The sequence below is a fragment of the Streptomyces mobaraensis NBRC 13819 = DSM 40847 genome (assembly GCF_017916255.1).
Classification (GTDB): Bacteria; Actinomycetota; Actinomycetes; order Streptomycetales; family Streptomycetaceae; genus Streptomyces; species Streptomyces mobaraensis.
Genome location: NZ_CP072827.1, coordinates 778,122 through 794,541, shown reverse-complemented (window position 1 = coordinate 794,541; position 16,420 = coordinate 778,122). Strand labels below are relative to the sequence as shown.

General features: G+C 75.2%; 15 protein-coding genes. 5 read left to right on the top strand and 10 right to left on the bottom strand.

Features of this window, described 5'->3' with window-relative positions; translation table 11 throughout:
- Positions 1-120: 120 nt before the first annotated feature.
- The gene (locus J7W19_RS02990; RefSeq protein WP_004942570.1) at positions 121-1,314 is read left to right on the top strand and encodes a hypothetical protein; all 1,194 of its coding nucleotides are present in this window, start codon (positions 121-123) and stop codon (positions 1,312-1,314) included.
- A 138-nt stretch (positions 1,315-1,452) separates the two neighbouring features.
- Here J7W19_RS02990 and J7W19_RS02985 read toward each other — a convergent pair whose 3' ends face one another.
- The 4 genes from J7W19_RS02985 to J7W19_RS02970 form a co-directional block, all read right to left on the bottom strand.
- Positions 1,453-2,709, bottom strand: coding sequence for an SLC13 family permease (locus J7W19_RS02985; RefSeq protein ID WP_004942569.1), 1,257 nt, complete (start codon positions 2,707-2,709; stop codon positions 1,453-1,455).
- Between the two features lie 120 nt (positions 2,710-2,829).
- Positions 2,830-3,807: a DUF6528 family protein gene (locus tag J7W19_RS02980; RefSeq protein WP_004942568.1), complete on the bottom strand. Its 978-nt coding sequence runs from the start codon at positions 3,805-3,807 to the stop codon at positions 2,830-2,832.
- Between the two features lie 144 nt (positions 3,808-3,951).
- The gene (locus tag J7W19_RS02975; protein ID WP_004942567.1) at positions 3,952-5,076 is read right to left on the bottom strand and encodes a serine hydrolase domain-containing protein; all 1,125 of its coding nucleotides are present in this window, start codon (positions 5,074-5,076) and stop codon (positions 3,952-3,954) included.
- Positions 5,077-5,237: 161 nt separating this feature from the next.
- Positions 5,238-5,681, bottom strand: a complete 444-nt coding sequence (locus J7W19_RS02970) for a nuclear transport factor 2 family protein (protein WP_004942562.1) — start codon at positions 5,679-5,681, stop codon at positions 5,238-5,240.
- 108 nt (positions 5,682-5,789) lie between these two features.
- Here J7W19_RS02970 and J7W19_RS02965 point away from each other — a divergent pair, with 108 nt between their 5' ends.
- On the top strand, positions 5,790-6,371 hold the full coding sequence (locus tag J7W19_RS02965; RefSeq protein WP_004942561.1) for a TetR/AcrR family transcriptional regulator: 582 nt from the start codon (positions 5,790-5,792) through the stop codon (positions 6,369-6,371).
- A 7-nt stretch (positions 6,372-6,378) separates the two neighbouring features.
- Here the strand turns inward: J7W19_RS02965 and pdxR are convergent, their stop codons facing one another.
- On the bottom strand, positions 6,379-7,926 hold the full coding sequence (gene pdxR / locus J7W19_RS02960) for a MocR-like pyridoxine biosynthesis transcription factor PdxR (RefSeq protein WP_078587898.1): 1,548 nt from the start codon (positions 7,924-7,926) through the stop codon (positions 6,379-6,381).
- 82 nt (positions 7,927-8,008) lie between these two features.
- Between pdxR and J7W19_RS02955 the strand changes: the two genes are divergently transcribed.
- Complete coding sequence (locus J7W19_RS02955) at positions 8,009-8,614, top strand: LysE family translocator (protein ID WP_004942559.1); 606 nt, start codon at positions 8,009-8,011, stop codon at positions 8,612-8,614.
- Here J7W19_RS02955 and J7W19_RS02950 read toward each other — a convergent pair.
- From J7W19_RS02950 to J7W19_RS02940, 4 genes are all read right to left on the bottom strand, one after another.
- On the bottom strand, positions 8,531-9,880 hold the full coding sequence (locus J7W19_RS02950) for a DUF6777 domain-containing protein (protein ID WP_004942558.1): 1,350 nt from the start codon (positions 9,878-9,880) through the stop codon (positions 8,531-8,533). The genes J7W19_RS02955 and J7W19_RS02950 overlap by 84 nt on opposite strands.
- Positions 9,881-9,997: 117 nt before the next feature.
- Positions 9,998-11,845, bottom strand: a complete 1,848-nt coding sequence (locus J7W19_RS32665; RefSeq protein ID WP_004942557.1) for a protein kinase domain-containing protein — start codon at positions 11,843-11,845, stop codon at positions 9,998-10,000.
- A gap of 171 nt (positions 11,846-12,016) precedes the next feature.
- Positions 12,017-12,232: a hypothetical protein gene (locus tag J7W19_RS32660; RefSeq protein ID WP_233478056.1), complete on the bottom strand. Its 216-nt coding sequence runs from the start codon at positions 12,230-12,232 to the stop codon at positions 12,017-12,019.
- Positions 12,233-12,237: 5 nt separating this feature from the next.
- Positions 12,238-13,068, bottom strand: coding sequence for an alpha/beta hydrolase (locus J7W19_RS02940; RefSeq protein WP_233478055.1), 831 nt, complete (start codon positions 13,066-13,068; stop codon positions 12,238-12,240).
- A gap of 324 nt (positions 13,069-13,392) precedes the next feature.
- On the opposite strand from J7W19_RS02940, the gene J7W19_RS02935 reads away from it, so the two are divergent.
- Positions 13,393-14,283: an alpha/beta fold hydrolase gene (locus J7W19_RS02935; protein ID WP_004942553.1), complete on the top strand. Its 891-nt coding sequence runs from the start codon at positions 13,393-13,395 to the stop codon at positions 14,281-14,283.
- A 151-nt stretch (positions 14,284-14,434) separates the two neighbouring features.
- Entirely contained in the window at positions 14,435-15,187 is a 753-nt protein-coding gene (locus J7W19_RS02930; RefSeq protein ID WP_004942551.1) for a 2OG-Fe dioxygenase family protein, read from the top strand.
- A 58-nt stretch (positions 15,188-15,245) separates the two neighbouring features.
- Here J7W19_RS02930 and J7W19_RS02925 read toward each other — a convergent pair whose 3' ends face one another.
- Positions 15,246-16,340, bottom strand: a complete 1,095-nt coding sequence (locus J7W19_RS02925) for a hypothetical protein (protein ID WP_004942549.1) — start codon at positions 16,338-16,340, stop codon at positions 15,246-15,248.
- Positions 16,341-16,420 lie beyond the last annotated feature (80 nt).

Sequence of the window (16,420 nt, the reverse complement as noted above, 5' to 3'; positions counted from 1 at the left end):
GTTGCCTCACGTACTGCACGGAACGTACCGCACGGACGTGGGACCGGCACCGGGCGTGGCGTCCGGACCGGGCACCGCACCGGGCCACGAGCCTCCGTATCGGCCGGAAGGAAGAACGCGTTGGACCACCTGACCCATGGCTGTGTTCTGCTGCTGGACGGCACCCCCGACCGGCGGCGGGGCCTGGTGCCGAACCCGACCGCGCACGCCGTCGCCGGGGCCGGGCCGCGCGGTTTCCTCGCCGCCGCGACCGCGGACGTGGTCCAGCTCCCGGCGATGGCCGGGCCGCAGAGCGTCCTGGCCTACCTCCGTGACGCCGCCACCGTTCCCGGACCCCTGCTGGTGTGGGTCACCGGCCACCTGATGGTGCCGGCCCGCAAGGGCGGCGAGGTGCACCTGGCGCTCCGCGACAGCACCCCCGCCACCGTCCGCTACACCGGGCTGCCGTGGGAGTGGCTGACCCGCACCCTCGGCGAACACGCCGGACCCACCCTGCTCGTGGTCGACGTCGAGGCCGACCGGAGATCCTGGCCGCACGTCGCCGCCGCCGTCCGGGACGGACGGCTGACCGCGGGACCGGCGGTGTGCGGCGTCGTCACCCCCAGCCCGGACCGCGCCCCCGCCGAGGCGTCGCCCTACACCCGGTCCCTGCTCACCGTCCTCGACCTCGGGCACCCCACGGCGGGGCCCGTCCTCGACCCGGCGCTGATGCACCAACTGGCCCTGGACCAGGCGGGGCTGCCGGAGGACCGGCTCGTCCTGCGGCACGGCACGCCCGGGCCCGTCCTCGCCAACCCGGTGCACGTCGCGCCGGCGTCGGCCGTTCCCGCGCCCTCCGTTCCGGCGCCCGTCGCGGCGGCCGAGCCCGCGCGGCAGGAGCCGGCGCCGGCCCGCGAGGAGGACGCGCTGCCGCGGATCCTGGCCGCCGCCAACGCCGGCCGGCACAACGAGGCCGCCGCGATGGCCGCCGCCTGGGAGCAGCAGGTGCTGCGCCGGCACGGCCCGCAGAGCGCCGAGGCCGGGCTGTGGATCGAGGTCCGCGCCGACCTCGCGCGGCTGGCCGGCGACCACCCGCGCGCGGCCGAACTGTGGATGTCCGCCGCCGCCAACCGGCTGGCCCGCGGCGGCCCGTCGGACGCCGAGGCGGTCGCGGCCCTCAAACGCGCCCACTACTGCTGGCAGCACAGCGGCGATCGGGCGCCCATGCTCGCACCGGCCCTGCTCGCCCTCTGGGAGCGGGTGCCCGGCAGCCTCGACGCCGCCGCGGACGTCCGCGCCCGGCTGGCGGAAGGGCCGCGTCCGGTCTCGCGGTGAGGGCGCGCCCGGACGGGGCGCGGTTCCGGGCCCGGCCGCGGGCGGGCCGGCGGTCCGGCGCGGGCGCGGTGCGCGGCGCCGATCACCGGGGCCGGGTGCCCGGTACGGCCGCCCCTGCCCGGCCCCTGGCGCGCGGGGTCAGGGGCCGATGAGGGCGAGCGACGCCCACAGCGCCGTCACCGACAGCACCAGGGCGGCGGGCACGGTGAGCAGGCCGAGGCGGGTGAACTCGCCCAGCGCGACCGTCTCGTCGTGCTCGTGCACGATGCGCCGCCAGAGCAGGGTGGCCAGGGACCCGGTGTAGGTGAGGTTGGGGCCGATGTTGACCCCGAGCAGGACCGCGAGCACCGCGCCGGGGCCGGCGGGGGCGGTGAGCGGCAGCAGCACCAGGACGGCGGGGAGGTTGTTGACGAGGTTCGCCAGCAGGGCGGCCAGCGCCGCGAGGGCGAGCAGGGCCCACAGCCCGGTGCCGTCCGGGACCAGCCGGCCGAGACCGCCGGCGAGCCCGTTGTCGACGACCGCGCGGACCAGGACGCCCAGGGCCAGGACGAAGGCGAGGAACGGCACCGACGCGGCCCGCAGCAGGGCGCCGGGCGTCGTACGGCGCCGGGCCAGGGCGCGGACCGCGAGCACGGCCGCCCCGGCGAGGGCGGCCCACGCGGGCTCGACCCCGAACGCGGAGGTGACGACGAAGCCCGCCAGCGTGCCCGCCACCGTGGCCAGGGCGAACACCGGCACCTCGGCCGGGGCGGCGGCGGGCGGCGCCTGGGCGCCTGCGGCCAGGTCGGCGGCGAAGTAGCGCCGGAACACCACGTACTCCGTCCCGATGGCGACCAGCCAGGGCAGCGCCATCAGGGCCGCGAACCGGGTGAAGTCCAGGCCCGTCGCGTCGAACGCGAGGAGGTTGGTGAGGTTGGAGACGGGGAGGAGGAGCGACGCCGTGTTCGACAGGTGGGCGCAGGCGTGTATGTGCGGACCCGGCCGGGCGCCGAGCCGGGCCACGGTGGCGAAGACCACCGGCGTCAGCAGCACGATCGTGGCGTCCAGGCTGAGGACGGCGGTGATCAGCGAGGCCAGGGCGAAGACCTGGGCGAGGAGCCGGTGCGGCCGTCCGGCGGCGGTACGGGCCATCCAGGCACCGCAGGCCCGGAACAGCCCCTCGTCGTCGCAGAGCCGGGCGAGGACCAGGACGGCCGCCAGGAAACCGATCACCGGCCCGAGCCGCCCGGCCTCGGCGCGGGCGTGCTCCAGGGGGACCGCCCCGGCGGCGATCACCAGACCGGCCGCCGGAACGGCGAACACCGCCTCGGACCGCCCCCAGGGGCGGACCACCGTGCAGGCCAGCACCGCCAGGAGGAGGACGACGGAGAGGGACTCGGCCAGGGGAGCGCTCATCGGGCGGTTCCCGTGCGGGGCGCGCGGGCGGGCGTCGGCCGGGGCGGTGCGGTCGTGCGTCTTGTCACCGGGAAAGTGTGCAGGACGGCCGCGGGACCCCGCCGTGCGGGGGCGGGGGCGTCAGTCCCGGCGCGAGGTCCACCAGCGGGCCTTGTACATCGCGCCCCGCACCATTCGCTTGGTGCCGTCCGGACGGTGGAACGTGAGGACGGACGTGCACCAGACGCAGGCGTGGCCCGGTTCGGGCCGGGCCACCAGGATCCGGCCGGTGGCGGGGTCGTCGCCGATGCTCTTGACGCCGGGAGCGCTGATCCGGGAGCTCAGCGGGTAGTCGACGAAGCGGCGCCGGCCCGTCGCGTACTGGTAGACGGCCGTGCCGGTGGTCACCCAGAGGCGGCCCTTCGTGCCCAGGACGGGGGCGAGGTCGTGGCCGTCGCGGGTCGGCAGGGCACTGCGGTGGACGACGGCCAGGCCGGGGTCGTCGGCCGGTCCGCCCACCCGCAGGGCGACGAGCTCCCGGCTCCCGAGCGCCCACAGCAGCCGGGTCCCGGGGTCCCAGTGGACGCCGTGCGCGCCGCGCAGCGGCACCTCCGCGTGACGGGTGGCGCGGGAGCCGGCCGAGGCCGCGTAGACGCGGACGAAGCCGCCGGTGCTGGCCGCGACGGCGACGTTGCCGTCGGGCAGCAGGTCGATGCTGTGCGCGTTGCCCGGCCCGGTGTGGGCGGCCCAGTACACCTCCCGCCCGGGGTAGCCGACCACCGCCGCCAGTCCGCCGGAGGCGGTGGCCAGCAGGTAGCGGCGGCCGTCGAGTTCGCGGAGCTTGGCCTCGCTCGGGTTGCTCCACGACGAGCCGGGGTCCAGGTCGGCGAGTCCCGCCTGGCCGTCGGCGCTCCACGACCACAGGACGCCGGTGCCCCGGGCCACGTCCCAGCTCCGCGGCTCGGACCGCAGGACGTGCACGGCCCGGCTCGCCTGGTCGGCCGCGACGATGGGCGTCCCCGCCGCGCCCCGGCCCCCGCCCGCCCTCGGCTGCGCGCCGGCGGCGGGGCCGGTCAGCGCGACGGCGGCCAGCAGGGCGGCCGTCAGCAGGCGCCGCACGGGCGGTCCGGTTCAGGGGTGCGCACGAGGGCCAGAATGGGCCGGACGGCGCGCGGCGGTGCGGCGCCACGCCCGGCGGGACGGGGAGTTCGCCCCGGGGAGCGCCCGCCGGGCGCGGCGGTGACGGACCGGCGGGCCCCTGGGTCAGCCGTACATCGCGAGGCGGTGGAACGCGGCCAGCGCGTCGTCGATCGGATGGGGCCGCGGCCTGCCGGAGGCGTCGAACCCGCTCCACCGCTGGAGGTTGACCGCGACGGACACCCGCCGCCCGCCGTCGGCCCGGACCGCGGACAGCGCTCCGGCGCCCCAGACCGTGCCGCCGTGGCCCCAGAAGGTGTCCCGGCCGGGGGTCTCCATCGGGTGCAGGCCGAGGCCGTAGGCGATGGTCTTGCCCTCCTGGGAGACGACCGGGACCGTGCGCCGCATCTCCGCCAGCGAGGACGGGGTGACGATCTCGCCGGCGAGCAGCAGGCCGTAGAAGCGGTTGAGGTCCGCGACGGTCGATATCAGGGCGCCCGCCGGTCCCACCCAGGACATGTCGTAGTCGCTGTAGTCGCGCGGCGGGTCGATCATGCCGAACCACGCCTCGTACATCCGCGGGTGGGGGCCGTGGAGGTGGGGGCCGGTGGGGAGCTCGGTGTCCCGGAGGCCGGCGGGTTCGATGACGTCCCGGGTGACGCAGTGCTCGGCCGTGGTGCCGGTGACCCGCTCCAGGAGGGCGCCGAGGAGCAGGTAGTTGGTGTTGGAGTAGAAGCCCGGGGTGCCGCCCGGGGCGCCGACGGGAGGGGCGGTGACGCCCATCCTGATCAGGTCGGCGGAGTCGAAGCGGGTGAACCGGTGGTCGTCCAGGCTCTCGGGGCGGGTGCCGGTGAGGTCGGGGAACGACTTGAGGGACGGGTAGGCGTAGGGCAGGTACTCGGCCAGTCCGCTGGTGTGGTTGACGAGCATCCGGACCGTGATCGCCGCACCGCGTGCGCCGGGGACCAGCTCCGGGAGGTACCGGCCGATCGGGGTGTCCAGGCCGATCGTCCCCCTCTCCACCTGTCGCAGGACCGCGGCGGCGGTGAAGGTCTTGGTGATGCTGCCGACGCGGTGCCGCATGTCGGCGGTGACGGGACGGCCGGTGGCGGTGTCGGCGACGCCGGCGGCGCCGCGCCAGACCCGGTCGCCGTCGCGCACCTCGGCGAACAGGCCCGGTACTCCGGCGCGGTGGACGTTCTCCAGGGCGGCGTCGAGCGCCGCGGGGTCCAGTGGGTTGCTCACGGTCATGCGTCCTTCCGTCTGCCGCGGGGCGGGCCGCGCGTCGGCCGTCCGACCCGGGGAACAGGGCATGGGGGCGCGCCGGGACGCCGGTGGCCGACGGCCCGGCGCGCGCATGCCGCCATTATGCACGCGGTGCGTGCATCGGTGGGTGCATGGGAGGGGCGGGCTCAGGCGCCCGGGGCGGAGGGCGGTGCGGTCAGGCGGCGTTCGTGCTGCCGGATGGGGACGTCGTCGATGCTCGCGAAGCGGCGCCGCATCAGGCCGTTCGCGGCGAACTCCCAGTTCTCGTTGCCGTACGAGCGGAACCAGCGGCCCGCCGCGTCGTGCCACTCGTACGCGAAGCGCACGGTGATCCGGTCGCCGGTGTACGCCCACAGCTCCTTGCGGAGGCGGTAGTCGAGTTCGCGGCGCCACTTGTCGCGGAGGAAGGCGGTGATCTCCGCGCGGCCGGTGAGGAAGACGTCGCGGTCGCGCCACTCCGAGTCCTCGGTGTACGCGAGCGCGACCCGCTCCGGATCGCGGCTGTTCCAGGCCGCCTCGGCGGCGCGCACCTTCTCCAGGGCGGTCTCGGCGGTGAACGGCGGCAGCGGGGGCCTCGGGGTTTCGGGCATGGCGGTCTCCTTGTGCGGCCGACGGCCGCGAGGGATGGAGAACGATCGTTCTCCGTGGTGTGCGGTAGCGTAGGAGAACGGTGGTTCTCGTGGCAAGGGAGAGGATGAGTGGGGTCCGTGGCGCAGGCGGGGCCGGAGCTGTCGGAGAGCCCGGAGGGCAGAGTGCTGGACGCGGCCGAGGAGCTGTTCTACGGCCGGGGGCTGCAAGCGGTGGGCATGGACGCGATCCGGGCCGCGTCCGGGGTGTCGCTCAAACGGCTCTACCAGCTCTTCCCCTCGAAGGATTCCCTCGTCGAGGCGTATCTGAGCCGCCGGGACGAGCGCTGGCGCGCCTCGCTGGAGCGGTTCGCCGACGCGCGCCCGGCCGGGGCCGAACGGGTGCTGGCCGTCTTCGACTGGCTCCACACGTGGTTCGGCGAACCGGACTTCCGGGGGTGCGCCTTCGTCAACTCCTACGGGGAGCTGGGCGCCACCCACCCCGGCGTCGCCGCCGCCGCGCGGCACCACAAGGACGCCTTCCGGCGCTACCTGGCCGGACTGACCGCCGCCGCGGGCGGCTCCGAGGCGCTGGCCGACCAGCTCCTCCTCCTCGCGGAGGGTGCCATCACCACCGCGGCCCTCTCCGGCAGCCCCGAGCCCGCGCTGCACGCGCGCGCGGCGGCGCGGGCCCTGATGGGAAACGGGAGTTGACGAGGCGTCAGGAAAGCTCGCGGATCACCTCCGCGACCGTCGCCACGCCCTCCACGATGTCGGACGCGGGCAGCGCCGCGTAACCGAGCACCAGGCCGGGCCGCCGCTGCCGGACGCTGTGCCAGGACAGCGGCTGCACCTTCACGCCACGCTCCAGGGCCGCCGCGGCCACGGCCGCGTCGTCCGGACCGCCGTCGAAGGTGACCGTCAGATGCAGTCCGGCGGCGGCGCCGTGCACCACCGCGCCCGGCAGCCGGGCGCCGATCGCCTCGACCATCACGTCCCGCCGCCGCCGGTGCCGCCGCCGCGACTGCCGCAGATGGCGCTCCATCTCACCCGACTCCAGCAGCCGCGCCAGCACCAGCTGCGGCAGCGCCGCGTTGCCCAGGTCCGTGAACCGCTTCGCGTCCACCAGCGCCTCCCGGTACCGCGCGGGCGCGAGCAGCCAGCCCACGCGCAGGGCGGGGGCGAACAGCTTGGAGACGCTCCCCATGTAGCAGACGCCGTCCGAGAGCATCGACCGCAGCGCCGCCACCGGGGGCCGGTCGTAGCGGTGCTCCGCGTCGTAGTCGTCCTCGACGATCAGACCGCCGTCCGCGACCCAGTCCATCAACGCCCGCCGCCGGGCGCCCCCGAGGACCACCCCGGTCGGGAACTGGTGCGCCGGAGTGAGCAGTACGGCCCGCGCGCCGGAGGCCCGCAGCGCGTCGACGCGGACGCCCTCCGCGTCCACCGGCACCGGCGGCGTCGCCGCCCCCCAGTACCGGAAGTGCTGCCGGGCGCCCAGCGAACCCGGGTCCTCCACCGCCACCTCGCCGATCCCCGCCCGCACCAGCACCTGGGCCACCAGGCCCATCGCCTGGGCGACCCCGCCGACGACGATCACCTCGTCCGGGTCCGCCACGATCCCCCGCGTCCGGGCGAGCCAGCGGACCAGGGCCAGCCGCAGCTCCGGCGTCCCGCGCGGGTCGCCGTAACCGAACGCGGAGGCGGTGAGGGAGCCGAGCACGGCGCGCTCGGCGCCCAGCCACGCCGTCCGCGGGAACGCCGCGAGGTCCGGCAGCCCGGGCGACAGGTCGATCCGGGCCGGGGCGGAGCGCAGCGCGTCGAACGCGTCCGCCCCGGGGGTCGTGAACAGCCCGTCGGGCCGGGCGGGCCGGGCGGATCGGGCGGGGTGCGCCGTGGCCGGTGCCGCGACCACGAACGTGCCGTGCCGGCCGCGTCCGGCCGCGTGCCCGTCCTCCGTCAGTCTGCGGTACGCCTCGATCACCACGCCTCGGGACAGCCGCAGTTCACCGGCCAGCAGCCGGGTCGGGGGCAGCCGGCTGCCCACCGGCAGCCGACCGTCGGCGATGGCCTCGCGGAGCCGCCGGGTCAGCCAGTCGGCCAGCCCGCCCGGCGGCGCGTCGCCGACGTCGAGCTGGAGGAAGTCCGAACCGGAGGCACCCGGTTCCGCGTCGGGGGCGGTGGGCTGCGAGTCGGGGGAAGTGGGCTCCGGGCCGGGGGCACCCGGCGCTATGGACCCTTCGGACACATGCTCTTTGGACCTGTCCATCGGGCCATTGTGACGGCAGGGTCGGAGAGGAGAAGACGCCGGGGCGGACAGGACCCGGCACGCGCATCCGGGACGGAGCACCTTGAGCATCGAATTCCTGCTGACCTCACTGATCGTCGTGGCCACTCCGGGCACCGGTGTGCTCTACACCATGGCGGCCGGCCTCTCGCGCGGCGCCCGGGCGAGCCTCGTCGCCGCCACCGGCTGCACGCTCGGCACCCTGCCGCACATGGCGGCGGCCGTCACCGGCCTGGCCGCGCTCCTGCACACCAGCGCCCTGGCCTTCCAGGTCCTCAAGTACGCCGGTGTCGCCTACCTGTTGTTCATGGCCTGGGCGACGCTCCGGGACAAGGGATCGCTGGCCGCCGACGAGGACGCCGCGCCCCGCTCCGCGGCCCGGACGATCGTCGACGGTGTGCTGATCAACATCCTCAACCCGAAGCTCACCCTGTTCTTCTTCGCCTTCCTCCCGCAGTTCGTGAGCGAGGACGAGCCGCACGCCCTGCTGCGCATGGTCGAGTTGAGCGCCGTCTTCATCCTCCTCACCTTCCTCGTGTTCGTCGCCTACGGGCGGTTCGCGGCGGCCTTCCGGGACCGGGTGGTCTCAAGTCCCCGTGCCACGCTGTGGGTTCGCCGTGCCTTCGCGGGCGGGTTCGCGGCGCTGGGGATCGGACTGGCGTTCCTCTGACGGCGCCCGCGGCGCGGAGTGCCCGCCGCCCGCCGAGGGCGGTTCGGCCGGCCGGGCGGCCGGCGGCGAGACCGTCCGCGGCGGACGCGGCGGCGTGGCCATCAGCGGCGCGGAGGGCTTGACCGCGGCGTCGTGCGTCGGGGTCACGTGGGTGGGCGGGGCGGCCGAGGGACGCTTCGACGGCGGGAGGGGAGCCGTCGGGGTGTGCGGTGAGGCCGGGGTGTGCGGCGTCGAGGGCGGGCGGGTCGAGGAGCCGCTCGGCGCGGAGTCGTGGGCGGACGGGGACGGCCGGGAGGAGGGCGGCCGGGAGGAGGCGCCCGAGGGCGCGTTCGAGGAGGCGGACCCATCGGAGGAGCCGGAGGAGGGCGCCGACGGGCCGGAGGACGGGCCGGAGGACGGGCCGGAGCCGCCCGGTGAGGGTGAGCCCGTACCCGTACCGGGGCTTCCCGGGGCGCCGGACGGCGTCGGCGGCCGGGGCGTAGGAGCCGAGTCGTGCGAGCCGTCGTCACCGACCTCGCGGTGGAACATCCGGTCCTTCCGGTCGGTGTCGACCAGCGGGAGCGCCTTCATCGGCCCCTTCTCGGCCGGCCGCGGCAGGATCACCGTGACCGTCGCCACGGCGAAGCCCTCCCACCGCCGCCCGTCGAACGCCGCGTCGCGCACGTTCACCGAGGAGTCCGGCTCCCGCAGCGGGTTGCCGCAGTTGCACTTGACCGCCGGCTTGCCGTAGGCGTCGACGAGCACCGCCACCCCGGCCTGCAGCACGGCCGGATAGGCCCGCGTCCGGCCGTCGCCGTCGTAGTCGTGGTTGGTGACGAGCGTGTCGTGCATCAGGACCGCCGGCGTCAGGCCGGTGACGTGCTCCCTGATCGCCGGCTCCGCGATGCCCCGGGCCTCGGCCCACGCCTTCGCCTTGACCGGGTCGCCCGCCAGGTCCTTGAGCAACTGGGCCTTGTCGCAACGGGAGATCTGCCGGGTGCCGCCGAACGCGCCCGGCGCGTCGCCGATCGCCGTGCCCCCGCCGTCCGTCGAACTGACGCCCTGGACGTCGCTGTGCGGGTCGGAGACGAACGGCGCGTCGCCGGTCTGCCCGACCGCCTCCAAGGCGATGGTCTTCTTGCGGTCGCCGCCGCCGGAATCGTCCGACGAACACGCCGCCAGGGCCGGGCCGATGGCGAGGGCGGGGACCGCCAGCACGGCGACGGCCCGGAGCCGCCGCCGTTTCCGCCTGTTCGCCGCGTCGATGGGGACGGGTATCAGCCACATGTGCGCACCCCCGATTGCCGGTTCTTGCACTGCCGATGACTGCCGATGACTGTCAGTGGTTGCTGATGCCTGCGGATGGGCTTCTCGCGGACGCTGCCGCGGGAAGGGGAATGGCGGTCAGTAGGGGCGGCAGGTCGCCACCCAACTGCCGGGCGGACAGGTCGTCGTGGGGCCGGGCGCGGACTCCGCGGGTCCGCCGGAGCGGTCGTCGCCGGTCGGCGCGGGCGCCGACGAACGGCCGCCGTCGGTCCCGGAGGTCGCTTCCGGCTGCCGTACCGGCCCCGGGGCCGAGGACGGGGTCGACGTCCCGCCCGAAGGGGTCGTCCCCGGGTCCTTGCCGTCGTCGAGGAACAGGACGGCCGAGACGCCCCCGCCCGCGATGAGCAGGGCCAGCAGGGGAGCGGCCAGCCTGCGCGCGGACCACCGGCCGCCGCGGGCGGGCGCCGCCCCGCCACCGCCGGTCACGAGACCCGGCGTTCCCGCCGACCGCAGGACGGCCGGGGAGCCGGGGGAGGGGGCAGGGGTGTAGGGGGTGTACGGCGCGTAGGGGGCGGGGGGCGTTCCGGTCCCGGGAGCCGGGTGGCCCGGGGCGGGGGAGGGGGACGGTGTGAAGGGGCGGACGTCGGGCGAGGTCGGGATGTAGGTGGGGAGGTGCCCCGACGGGGTGCCGGGGTCGGGGTACGAGGGCGCGGCCGGGGGCCCGTCGGGTGTGCGGGCGGTGCCGGAGGTGTTCCGGCCCGCGGGCGTTCGCGGGTCGACCGGGGTGCCCCGGCCCGTGGGGTTGGAGGGCGGCCCCGATCCGCCGTGGGCGCCGGAGCCCGGAGCCGGCTCCGGTCCGGCGGTGGCGCCGGAGGCCCGCGCCGCCGTGCCCGGCCGGGCGGGTGCCCCCGGCCCGGTGTGCCAGGGCTCCGTCGCCGTGCCGGTGCCCGACCGCGGCCGGGGCGTCCCCGCACCCGTCGCCGTGCCCCCGCCCGTACGCGGGCCGGCGGCGGCCCGCTCCTCCGTCGTCCCGTCCGGGGCCTGCCGTCCCGAGGAGCCGGGAACGGCGCCCGCCGCCCCGCCGGTGCCGCGTTCGCCGTGACTCCCGGCGGAGCGACCCGGATCACCGGAAGAAGCCGCTGCCCCCGTCCGTCCGCCCACCGCCGCCGCGTCCAGCAGCCGCTGCGCCTCCACCGAACCCATGCGCGTGTGCGGGTCCTTGCGCAGCAGGCCGAGCAGGAGCGGCGCCAGCGGGCCGGCGCGGCGGGGCGGGGGCGGGTCCTCGTGGACGACGGCCTGGAGCGTGCCCAGCGCCGAGGCGCGGCGGAACGGCGACATCCCCTCGACGGCCGCGTAGAGCGTGGCGCCCAGCGACCACAGGTCCGAGGGGGTGCCGGGGTGCTTGCCGAGCGCCCGCTCCGGGGCCAGGTAGTCGGGCGAGCCGATGACGTCGCCGGTGCGGGTGAGGGTGCCCGTGCCCTCGACGAGGGCGATGCCGAAGTCCGTCAGCACCACCCGTCCGTCGTCCTGGAGCAGGACGTTCGCGGGCTTGACGTCGCGGTGCAGGACGCCGGCGGCGTGGGCGCTGCGGAGCGCCAGGAGCACCGCGGACCCGACGCGCGCCGCCTCCTTGGGCGACAGGAGGCCGTCGGTCTCCAGGACGTCCGCGAGCGAACGGCCGCGGACCAGTTCCATGACGATCCACGGGCGGCCGTGCTCCTCCACCACGTCGTGCACGGTGATCACGTAGGGGTGGCTGATCCGGGCCGCCGCCCGGGCCTCCTGGACCAGCCGGGCGTGCAGCACCCGCACGTCGGCCTCGCGCAGGTGCTCGGGGGCGCGGACCTCCTTGACGGCCACTTCGCGGCCCAGCACCTCGTCGAAGGCGCGCCACACCACGCCCATGCCGCCGCTGCCGAGCCTGCCCAGCAGCCGGTACCGCCCGGCCAGCAGGGGAAACCGCTCGTCGCCGCCGTTGGCGTCCATGCCGTCCCGCCCCCTCCCCCGTGGGACCCGGGCCGCTCCGGGCACCCGCGCAATCGGGCCACACCGGCTGGGACGCGACGGCGTGCCGTCCCGTTCCCGGGGAGTGTCACCGTGTTGACGGGAAGGGCGGGCGGACGGGGTCCGGCGGGGGCGGGGAGGGGGGCGTGAGGGTCAGCGAGGGTCGGCGAGCTGCTTGTCGAGCCAGCGCAGTACCTCGGGGTACTCCTCGCGCCACGTCTGGAAGTTGTGGCCGCCCTCGTCGCGGATCAGCTTCTCGACCTTGGTCGGCCACTTGGCCTTCGCGGCGAAGTGCTCGGCCTGCTTGAGGTACTTCTCCTCGCCCTTCTTGCTGACGCCGACCAGCAGCGACACCGGCGGCGCGGGCATGTGGGTCAGGCGCCAGACCAGGTCGGCCTCGTTCTTGAGCTGCTTGCTGCCGGCGTAGAGGTCGCCGGTCTCGCGGTCCTGGCGGGCGAAGAAGTCGGCGGAGAGGCCGGCGCCGGCGCCGTAGCGCCGGTGGAGTTGCCGACGGCACCCCAGCCGCCGCGCGAGTTGTCGGCCCGGTACTTGTCGTTGACGGCGACCGGCAGGTCCTGGTTGAAGAAGGTCATCGCCTGCGGGCCGCCGGGGACGTCGGTGCAGTTGGTGTCACGGTCGGCGACGACCGAGGGACGGACCATCAGAACGATCGTCGGCCGCATCTTGCGCTCCTTGACGAGCTTGGACGCGGCCTGCGGGACCTTGATCTGGGTGATCAGGTTTCTGGAGACGCCCGGCTGGCCGGTGACCGCGACGATCACCGGGAAGCGGTCCTTCTCGTGGCCCTTCTGGAAGTACTGCGGCGGCAGGTACGCGTACCCGTCCATGCTCAGGCCGGTGACCGGCCCGTGGATCGATATCCGGTCCACCTGCCCGCCCTTCTCGCGCGGGCCGAGCCCCACCGACTCCTGGCCCTTGACGACGAGTGCGGGCGGCCGCTTCTCGCCCTCCTTGCCCGGCTGGAGCTCCTGGTGGCTGGAGTTCTGGCCGAACAGTTCCTTCCAGGTGGAGTAGAAGCCGAACTCGTTGTTGGCGGCGACGAGCAGCACCGCGAGGACGCTCACCTGGGCGACGACGAGCATGCCCAGGCGCGCGGCCCAGGACAGCACCCCCTTGCGGGCGGCGCGCGGCCACAGCCACAGAACCAGGGCGCACACCGCGACCGCGATGAACACCAAGAGCAACAGTAGATTCTGGGACGTGAGACCCACGGTGGTGACTCCTCCTGGAAGGTGCTTTCACCCGAGAGAGAGGGAGGACGGCCGGGGGCGGTTCCGCAAATGCACCGCAATCTCATGTTATGGCGGTCACTGGCGGCACGCACATCCGCCCGCGGACGCCACGAGTGAAGATGCCGGAGCACGGCGACCAGGAGATTACCACGCGGTAAGGGCTTACCAATAAGTGGGTACTTGTGCACAAAAGGCCGGGAGCGGAGGCTGGGAACCACTCCGGCGGAAAGCCGGGGAACGCATCGGCCGGCAATCCAGTAATGAGGTAATTCCCGTATGCAGCGCAACAGCGTCGTCGTCAACGGCGTCGAGATTTCATATGCGGAGGAGGGCGAAGGCCCCCTCGCCCTTCTTCTTCACGGATTCCCCGAGTCCGGTGAGGCCACGTACCGCCATGTCATACCCGCGCTCGCGGCCGCCGGCTACCGCGCCGTCGCGCCGAACATCCGCGGGTTCGCCCCTTCGGCCCTGCCCGCGGACGGCAGCATGCGCCTCGCCGACCTGGTCGCGGACGCCAACGCGCTGCACGAAGCGCTGGGCGGCGGCCCCGACGCGGTCGTGATCGGCCACGACTGGGGCGCGGCCACGGCCTGGGCGGTGGCCCACACCGCACCGGAGCGCTGGGCCCGCGTGGTGGCCAGCGACGTCCCGCCGCTCGCCTTCTTCGGCGAATACGCGAACACCTACGAGGGCATCGAGCGGCTGAACCACTTCTGGTTCTTCCAGATGGACATGGCGGACGAGGTCCTCGCCGCCGACGACATGGCGTGGGTGCGCCGGGTCATGCAGGAGAAGTGGACCGCGGACGCCTATGACGCCACGGCGGATTTCGAGGCCGTGCGAAAGGCGCTCGGCGAGCCGGCCCGGCTGCGCGCCGCCATCGACCTCTACCGGATGAACTTCGCACCGAAGGAAATGGGGACGCCGGAATGGGCGGCCCGGCACTCCGCCCTCTGGGGCGAGGTCCCGGTCCAGCCGACCCTGTACCTCCACGGCACCGAGGACAAGAGCGTCGTTCTGGACGAGGCCGGGCTGGCCGCGATCGGCGCCTCGCTGTCGAAGGGGTCCGAGGCGGCCTTCATCGAGGGCGCGGGGCACCTGGTGCCCGCCGAGAAGCCGGCCGAGTACGTCGAGCGCGTCCTCGCCTTCCTGGCCAAGGAGGTGTGAGGCGACACCCTGTTGCCAGTGTGTCAAGTGTGATGCATGTGACGGAAGCTGTCGGACGCTGCCCTTCCGTCCCGCCCGTGCGTAGGCTCGGTCATCGGTACACGGCTCACTGAAGGCTCACTGAAGGCTCACCGAAGGCTGAGGAAGACCGATGACCCCTGCGTCCCTGCGCGTCACCGAGCAGCCCGGGACGGTCGACGGGCAACTCCCGCCACCGTTCGTCCACTTCCCCGCCGACCTGCTGGCGGGATCCCTCGGGACTCTGCCGCCGGCGGCGGTGGCCCTGTTCACCGAGTCCTGGGACGACCTGCCCGCCGACGCCCACCTGGGCACCGGCACGCCGTACCGCTTCCGCCGGTACAGCAGGTTCCGGATCCTTCCCGACGGCGGTCTGGAGCGGCTGCCGCACGTGGCCTTCTTCCAGGACCGCGCGGTGAACAAGGTGAACGGCGGGGTGGGCCGCCTGTTCGCGCCGCTCGCCGACGCCGTGGCCGAGGGGCCGGCGCTGGAGACGGTGGTCCGGGTCCTGCGGGAGCGGCTGCCCGGGCCGCGCGAGGGGATGGACGCCTGCGGGGTGCACCAGATCCGCGTCGTCGCCACGGTGGACGCCGAGGGGCATCCGGCCCCGGAGGGCGTCCACCAGGACGGGCACTGTTACGTGGCCCAGGTGCTGATCCGGCGCGAGAACGTGGAGGGGGCGGACTCGCGCCTCTACGACCTGGACCGGGTGCCCGTCCACGAGGCGCTGCTGACCACGCCGTTCGAGACCATCGTCCTCGACGACCGCCGGGTCTTCCACGGCGTCACGCCCATCCGTCCGGCCGCGGGGGCCGGACGGGGTGTGCGGGACATGCTGCTGGTCGACTTCTTCCCGTTCGCGGGGCGACCCGCTCGCGAGGGCTGATCCCCGTTCGCGGGCCGATCCCCGCCCGGGAGTCGGCCGTCCCCGCCCGGGGGCCGCGTCACTGCCGGACGGTCCAGTGGTCGTTGGCCCCCGCGCGGAGGAACCTCAGCGCCGGGCAGAGGAAGTCCCGGCCGTTGGGGGCGGGGTCGGTCCAGGGCGAGTCCGCCGGGCTCGCCGGGTTCCAGGAGCCGCCGCGGCGGAGCTTGACCGCGGAGCTGTCGAAGACGGTGTTCCGGGCCTCGGTGCAGTACCAGCCCACGCCGGTGGCGGGGTTGACGCTCGCGTAGATCTCGAACATGTCCCAGCCGTGGTCCAGCCCGCTCTGGTCCTTCCCCGACTGGCGGTAGAGCAGCTCCCAGCTCGCCGTGCGGTGGTTGTACAGGTAGGCGCCCCAGGTGTTGCCCGAGCCGCCCTCGCGCACCAACTGGACGCTGTAGGCGGCCGGGGCGGTGCCGCCGGGGGTGTACTTCGCGAGGAACGCCGCGTCGATCGGCAGCGTCTTGGCGGGACCGCCCGCCCCGCACCAGTCCCAGGCCCACAGTTCGGGGCCGCTCTGCCAGTAGGCCGTCACCACTTCCATGCAGGAGTTCTGGGCCTTGGTGGTGGGCGCGTAGGTGAAGTTCTCGGAGTCGCGGACGTGGTACGCGGGGTCGACGGTGTGGGTGGCCGTGATGCCGTCGTGGGTGCCGGGCCGGGGGAAGACGCCCCACCAGTCGTGGGTGAGGTCCGCGTCCGGCCGCGCCGGCCGGCGGTGCCGGTCCGGCCCGCCCTCGCGGGCGGCGGCGCGGCGGCCCTCGGCGAAGGCGCGGACGGCCCGGTCGCGGGCGGGGGAGCGGTCGGGCGTACGGGCTCCGGTCACCCGGCCGCGGTGGGGCGCGGCGGGGTCGGGGGCGGACGCGGTCGTGGTGCCGGTGGGCTCGGCGGTGGCGGCGCCGGCGGACTCTCCGTGAACGGGGCGGGTGCCGGGCGTCGCGGTGGTGCGCATGGGGTGAGCGGCGGACGCCGCCGTCGTCGTGCCGGCCGGCCGGGTGTCGGGTTCCGCCGCCGCGCTGCCCTGCGCGGCGGCGCCCGTCAGCGCGGCGGACGCGAGGAGGAGGGCCGCCGCGAGGAGCGTCCGGCAGCCGGTGGCGAGGGGATGGGGGTGTCTGCGCATGGGATGCCTCCCGGTGGGGTTGGTCCATGCCAAGCAGCCGTAATGTCCATGACAAGCGCGACGGCGTCAAGAGTCGCAAC

Excerpts from the sequence above, each read along its gene's own strand:
- J7W19_RS02985 (WP_004942569.1), bottom strand. The coding sequence starts at position 2,709 with ATGAGCGCTCCCCTGGCCGAGTCCCTCTCCGTCGTCCTCCTCCTGGCG.
- J7W19_RS02975 (WP_004942567.1), bottom strand. The coding sequence starts at position 5,076 with ATGACCGTGAGCAACCCACTGGACCCCGCGGCGCTCGACGCCGCCCTG.
- J7W19_RS02970 (WP_004942562.1), bottom strand. The coding sequence starts at position 5,681 with ATGCCCGAAACCCCGAGGCCCCCGCTGCCGCCGTTCACCGCCGAGACC.
- pdxR (WP_078587898.1), bottom strand. The coding sequence starts at position 7,926 with ATGGACAGGTCCAAAGAGCATGTGTCCGAAGGGTCCATAGCGCCGGGT.
- J7W19_RS02950 (WP_004942558.1), bottom strand. The coding sequence starts at position 9,880 with ATGTGGCTGATACCCGTCCCCATCGACGCGGCGAACAGGCGGAAACGG.
- J7W19_RS32665 (WP_004942557.1), bottom strand. The coding sequence starts at position 11,845 with ATGGACGCCAACGGCGGCGACGAGCGGTTTCCCCTGCTGGCCGGGCGG.
- J7W19_RS32660 (WP_233478056.1), bottom strand. The coding sequence starts at position 12,232 with ATGCCCGCGCCGCCGGTGTCGCTGCTGGTCGGCGTCAGCAAGAAGGGC.
- J7W19_RS02935 (WP_004942553.1), top strand. The coding sequence starts at position 13,393 with ATGCAGCGCAACAGCGTCGTCGTCAACGGCGTCGAGATTTCATATGCG.
- J7W19_RS02930 (WP_004942551.1), top strand. The coding sequence starts at position 14,435 with ATGACCCCTGCGTCCCTGCGCGTCACCGAGCAGCCCGGGACGGTCGAC.
- J7W19_RS02925 (WP_004942549.1), bottom strand. The coding sequence starts at position 16,340 with ATGCGCAGACACCCCCATCCCCTCGCCACCGGCTGCCGGACGCTCCTC.